Raw genomic sequence first — 5,832 nt, 5'->3', positions numbered from 1 at the left:
CAGGATAAATAATGCGTTGCTATCTGAGGCCACAGGATATTCAAGGGATCAGTTTCGATCTTGACGATACCTTGTACGATAATCAGCCCTATATTGCTAAGGCTGAGGCCGAGTTAATTCAGTTTTTGCATCGGGAGTTCCCGCGCGCTTTGCCTTGGCAGACGCAGGACTGGCGGGCTATCAAGCTTGAGCTGTTGCAGCAAAACCCACAATTGGCCCACGATACGACGGCCGCAAGGCTGGCGACCTTGCAATATGGGTTAGCGCGTTTGGGTTACAGTGCCGCCGAGGCGCAGCGAGGGGCGCATGCAGGGCTTGCCTGTTTTCGCTTTCATCGCAGCGACTTTCAAGTGTCAGCCGAAATCGTCGCTTTATTGCATCACTTAAGGCAACGCTTTAGGCTCATTGGGATCACCAATGGCAATGTGGATCATCAAAGGATCGGCCTTGGCGATGTGTTTGAATTTGTGCTGCATCCGGGGCAAGGGGTACAGATGAAACCCGCCCGGGATATGTTCGAACTGGCCTGCGCTCGCTTACATCTCCCGTTGGGGCAACTCCTGCATGTTGGCGACAGTCTTCACGCGGATGTGCGTGGGGCGCGGCTCGCGGGTTGCCAGTCTGTGTGGTTAAACCCCGGTGCTGGGCGGTCAGGCATCGCGCCAAGTTCTGGGCTCTTACCCCATCTTGAAATTGCAACACTCGAGCCATTGCTGGCACTGCTCTGCACCGAATAGGGCGCAGGCGGCTGATGAGTGAGGCCAAGTGCTGTGGCCGCTAAACTAACCTTTTGGCGTGTGGGCGGTTAAAGCGCGCAGTTTACACAGCCGGGCGCGTCGCAGCAGGATTTCAACCTGCCGAGGGCTAGCATGTAAATCGGCGTCGCCCACTCGAAAATAGGTGCCGGTAAGGGCATTGCCGCCAATATAGATAGGTTTTAATGACTCTAACGCCTCAGGCACATGGATGCGGATTACCTTTTTATTCATTATTTCAATAATTTGAACGTCTGAAACCGCAAGAATATTATGGCTTACCTGGGTATCATCATCGAGCGCTTCCCAAAAAGCGCGCAGCACTGGTAAGGGCGCCGGGATCCCTTCAATCGAAAAATGGCCGCGTTCTTCCTTGACCCCGAGAATAATCTCGCCGCCCAGCGTATTGGCAAAGGAGCTATAGGTTGCCCAAATATCCTCAGGAAGCTGACCTTGGCCATCGCGCCCGCCGGCGAGTTTAAACTCCACTTGGGCGGATTCATGTAAATTGGCAAGATCGTCTAGGGCAAAGGAGGGGAATGTCATCGCTGCTGACTCGTCAGTGAACCATGACGTTTTGTAGCATGTCAGGCCGGCTAAGGCCAGAGGGTGTTGGCCTTAGCGCGGCGTGTTATCCGCAACGTTGTCAGCCTATGCTGAGACTAAGTTGAGCGCTTTAGGGAAAAGAATATTGTTTTCTAGATGAATATGGCGATGCAAATCCACTTCAAATTCGGCAAGGGTGGCGTAGCACACGCGCCAAGTGGTGCAGGCATATTCTGGCGGGGTAAAGCCGTTGGTTAATGCGTGCAGTTTTTGCAGTATTTGGCCGGCTTCTTCGTGTTCATACTGCATCGCATTGATAGGGTTACCAATATGACCAAAGCAGCTTTCAATGTGTTCGCCTTGGCTGAGGGCGCGAATTGCTGGAAATAGGATTTGCTCTTCTTTGGCTAAATGAGGCAGTAAATCGTCGACTAAGGCGCGTATCCAACCGGCAAAGGGAATGATTTCTTGGTAGTTTTTGCCGTGTGCACGTACCATTTTTTCAGCATATTCAATCAGTAGCGGTGCCTTTTTCCGCACATATTGGTGATGTGTAGTTTCGATGTATGCCATAAGCTCATCCAAGGGCAACTGGTTTAATTTATCCTCCTGCGTGCCTGTTAAGGTCGCGCTGTTCAACGCCAGCAGCACTTGGTCGCTGTCGGCGCCAGCGCGTTCACAAGCGATGCTTAAGGCTTTGCCGCCACCGCAACAAAAATCAATGCCAAACTGGCTAAACACATGGGCACGGCGAAAATCTTCTGCCACGAGTTCACCAACGGTTTTGGCTAACATCGCAGAAAGTGCAGAACTCGATGGGTTGTTCTTAGGCATAACGGTACTCCCAAACGCAGCAGATAAGTCACCATTGCTGAGCGCCTGCGTCATGAGGCTCGCAATTGTTAATAGCTTAAGTGGTTATTACCAAAAGGCTTTAGATGGCGTCGTTATCGGTAAACGGTACATTTTCCCGCATCCGCATCCGCATCCACACCTACAACTATAATCACCACATTAGACATTCATATTATTTGCAGCTTTAATGCGTGGCAAGTAAACCTGACTAAAATGCTCGGTTTTTGCTGCGATTATCACAGAAAACCCCGCAAAATATTCCTAAGGGAGTAGGGCGCATCAAGATATAAAGAGAACTGAATGAAGCCAGAAGGTGCGGTTGTTAGGTTTGGCAGGAGAGGGAGACGCAGGGATAGGGTTGAGAGGGTGGAGAGGGGCGCTGAGATTGTGCGCCACCGGGAGATGAAACATGAGCGGAGAATATTCACTCGTGCTGCGCTTGATGGGGCGGGAGGTTTTATCCCATCAAGCGCCTATCGATTTATTTTTTAAAGAAAGCTTCGTTAGTGCCGTAGGGGCCTAAGTTTAGGTCGCGCTTGCGGATTTCATCAACGCGATCAAAGGCTTCTTCAGCAACTCGTAGGTTTTTCACATCTTTACGCCAGTAGTATTTAAAACCATCAAAATGGGCGTTGTTTGGATACCAGTAAAATACCCCTAAACCTTCTTTATTGAGGATTGGCGTGTTGTGGATATGGGCGCCAGGAATATAGAAGTATTGGCCTTTCGCTAAGGTTTCAAATTTATTGTTAGCTAAGGTTTTGCTTGCGCCGTTGACCACGTAGTAACACTCTGGTTGACCGTGGAAATGCGGTTCGTGATCGGATTTAAGACCATTGGTGATCCCGATAACCATCGGGCTGTCTGAAAGTTCTTTCCAGATATAACCCACGGGAGAGTTTTTAGGGTCACAGTTTTTGGCTTCTAGGACGTTGCCATTGTCGTCCAATGTTTTACAAAAACGTTGGTCAGCGGCAATGCTGTCGTTTGGCTTGATGGTATTAAAGTCAATTTTGCCTGCTTCCCAGTCCGCAATATAAGCTTCAATTTCAGGATTCCGGCACTGCTCTGGCATGGTATCTTGAGGAACATAAGGCGAGCTGTCGTATGGCACTGGGGTCATTTGTTGGTATGGCAGCTGCGCATGATTACATTGTGGGCCTTGCGCCATGGCGCTGGTTGATGCCAATGCGGCGATTCCGAAAAGCATTTTTAGTTTCATCACTATCATCCTATGTCATGCAGCTTTGAAGCCGCGTTATATTGCTGTTGAAATTTTGCTTAAACTAACGATAAAACGATTAGGTCACGGCAAAGGTGAAATGGATCACGCCATGTTTTGAGCGGCAAACTTATTCGTGAGCCCGCTCGCGAATAAGTTTACCTGCCGGCTTACCTTATAAATAAAATTGCATACTCAGTTGTGCATAATGCGATACGCCTTGGGTGGCGTAGCGTACGGGGGCCGCGAGGTGATCATCGATGTTGAAGCGGCCGACTTCGATACCCAAGGTGAGCGCTTGCGTTAAATTCGTAAATAAATTCAATCCAATATGGCTTCTGTCTGTTTGCTCTACGGCGGTGCTGGTGCGGCCATAAAATAGGCTTGAGCGCAGGTTATCGGTCCAAAAGTGGCGATAGGCCACCATGGCGGAGGTTGAGGTTTCTAATTCCCCTTGGACAATATCGCGCGCGGCATTGGTCCCGACATAGCGGCCAAGGTGGCCGTAGTGCAATTGTAGGCGTAGATCGTCCCGACCAAAGGTAAAAATTTTTGCTGCGATTGAGGCGCCGCCTGCCCATTGAGCGGTATTGGCAGGATCAAGATAACGTACTAACCCCGCGATAGAAATGTTACCCCAGTCGCCTGAGTGGTTGTAGCGAGCGATGATGTCAGGGAAGTAATCTTGCTTGGTATCAATCCATTGTGGCTCTGCTGAGGCAGGGGCAATATTGCTCGCCTGAGGGGCGATAGGGTTAGTGTTAGTAATAGCGTTGGCGCTTAGGGCCGTATTGGAGCCTTGTATTCTTGCTGGCGCTTGTTCTGGGGCCTGCGTCCCGTAGGTGTAGGGGTTTTCTAGGGCAAATTGCCAGTGCTGGGTGCTGTAGCGCACGAGGGCTTGGCGCACCATGGCTTGACCAACCAAGGGCCCGCCTAAATCGGCGGTTTCAGCAAAGGTGCTGGTGTTAACGAGGGTTGACCAGGTTTGCCCGGCGGTGAGGCCTTGGTAGTGTAAATATGCATGCCTTAACCTAGGGCTGTAGGAGTTAGAGATAATTGGATTCCCTTGGCTTGAGCCGACAAAATCGATTTCGGCAAAGGCCTGTACCTTATCGGCAGTCAGCGTCAGGTTAAAGCGGCTTTCTTGGGCGCTGAATTGGGTGCGTTTGGTGTGTTCGACTAAGTTACCACTACCGGTCCAACTGTCTTGAAACGCCACATCGCCTTCAACAAAACGGGCATTGGCTTTAATAAATCCGCCTAATTGATAGTCGGCGGCATAGCTTGATGCTGAGCCTAACAAAAGCAGTGCAAAAGTGTGTAGGGAGAAGAGTTTCATTGTTAACTTACTGAGGTAAAGAGTAAAAAAATGCCCTAATAAATAGGGCATAAAAGGGGGAGCAGACCAAAACGGCAGGGAGGGACGTCCCGGTCTGCTGGATTATTGCTAACAAGCGTTAGCCATAATCGTTAAAAGAATCGTTAAAAATAGTAGCCAAAGTTGATGTTAATGCGCTTGTCCCAGTCGTTACCCATTTCAGGTAAACCAACATGGTCGTTATTCGCGGTTGAGAAGGTCATGTTTTTACCCATCACGAAGTCGATCATGGTGTAAGTTGGACCTGCCGCAATCGCCATACCGGTGACGTTTTGCATGCTATTGTCGTAGCTATCATCATCGACATCAGGCGTCATTAAGCCAAAGTCGTTATAGAACTTAATGCTACCCCAATCCGTGTTAACGGTTTTGGCAATGTTGATGTTATAAGCTTGGCCTTTTGAAGCAATTTCGTACTGCCAGCTCACCACCGATACCCCAATTTTGTTGGAGTCTTTCGCGTCTGCCGCATCGTACTCATACTGCATGGCTTGCATTTGCAGGTTCCAGCCGTTGTAGCTGCTGTCTAAATGCAATGCGACGGCATAGCGATCGCCATTGTTGCCGGTTTCGCTGTTGTAGATTTGGCCGTATTGGACTGAGCCACCAACGGTCGTTGAGCCACCGGCATGTTCTGCGGTGTAGGTTTGGCGCACGTTAAACTGGTTGGTCTCTTCGTTGTGGTACTCGGTCCCATTGATGGTGCCGGTATACAAATCGGTCGAGTAACGCTTGTTTTCCGTTGGGCCGTATTCGGCATTTTTATAAAATGCTAAATCGGTGTGCCAACCGTTTTTCTCATAGGTGGCTTTTAAGCCGATGTCATGGTCATCTTCAAAACCTAAGTAGTAAGGAATGCCAAACCACCAACTGTTAGAGATAAACTCGCGGTTACCAAAGGGCACTTTGTTGATACCAAATTGCAATTGCCAATCTGGATCAATGTTGTAGTAGCCATAACCATACTTGATATAGTTTGTGCCTGAGGTAAAACGGTATTCGGCAGCTAAACCGAAATCGCCTTTTTTACCGTCAAATTTAATGGCGGCCATATCGAAGTTAAAGTCACCGCCTTT

General features: G+C 49.4%; 6 protein-coding genes. 1 reads left to right on the top strand and 5 read right to left on the bottom strand.

Annotation, left to right across the window (positions count from 1 at the left end; genetic code table 11):
* Positions 1-11: 11 nt before the first annotated feature.
* A complete protein-coding gene (locus tag ACRCZA_RS14035) occupies positions 12-737 on the top strand; it encodes an HAD-IA family hydrolase (RefSeq protein WP_438675031.1) in 726 nt (241 codons plus the stop codon).
* A gap of 45 nt (positions 738-782) precedes the next feature.
* Here ACRCZA_RS14035 and ACRCZA_RS14030 read toward each other — a convergent pair whose 3' ends face one another.
* The 5 genes from ACRCZA_RS14030 to ACRCZA_RS14010 all read right to left on the bottom strand — a co-directional run.
* Positions 783-1,301 carry an AlbA family DNA-binding domain-containing protein gene (locus ACRCZA_RS14030; protein ID WP_438675030.1) on the bottom strand — a complete coding sequence of 173 codons (519 nt, stop codon included), beginning with the start codon at positions 1,299-1,301 and terminating at the stop codon, positions 783-785.
* A 105-nt stretch (positions 1,302-1,406) separates the two neighbouring features.
* Positions 1,407-2,135: an iron-sulfur cluster repair di-iron protein gene (gene ric / locus ACRCZA_RS14025; RefSeq protein WP_438675029.1), complete on the bottom strand. Its 729-nt coding sequence runs from the start codon at positions 2,133-2,135 to the stop codon at positions 1,407-1,409.
* Positions 2,136-2,637: 502 nt separating this feature from the next.
* A complete protein-coding gene (locus ACRCZA_RS14020; protein WP_438675028.1) occupies positions 2,638-3,381 on the bottom strand; it encodes a cupin domain-containing protein in 744 nt (247 codons plus the stop codon).
* A 172-nt stretch (positions 3,382-3,553) separates the two neighbouring features.
* Positions 3,554-4,717 (bottom strand): hypothetical protein, encoded by a 1,164-nt coding sequence (locus ACRCZA_RS14015; RefSeq protein WP_438675027.1) that lies wholly within the window; start codon positions 4,715-4,717, stop codon positions 3,554-3,556.
* 143 nt (positions 4,718-4,860) lie between these two features.
* Positions 4,861-5,832 (bottom strand): hypothetical protein (locus tag ACRCZA_RS14010; protein WP_438675026.1); only part of this gene is annotated, 972 nt, incomplete at its 5' end.

Origin of the sequence: Shewanella sp., from assembly GCF_051658185.1 — a bacterium.
Classification (GTDB): Bacteria; Pseudomonadota; Gammaproteobacteria; order Enterobacterales; family Shewanellaceae; genus Shewanella.
Note: the sequence above shows the minus strand (reverse complement) of the source record. Positions and strands in the feature narration are given on the sequence as shown.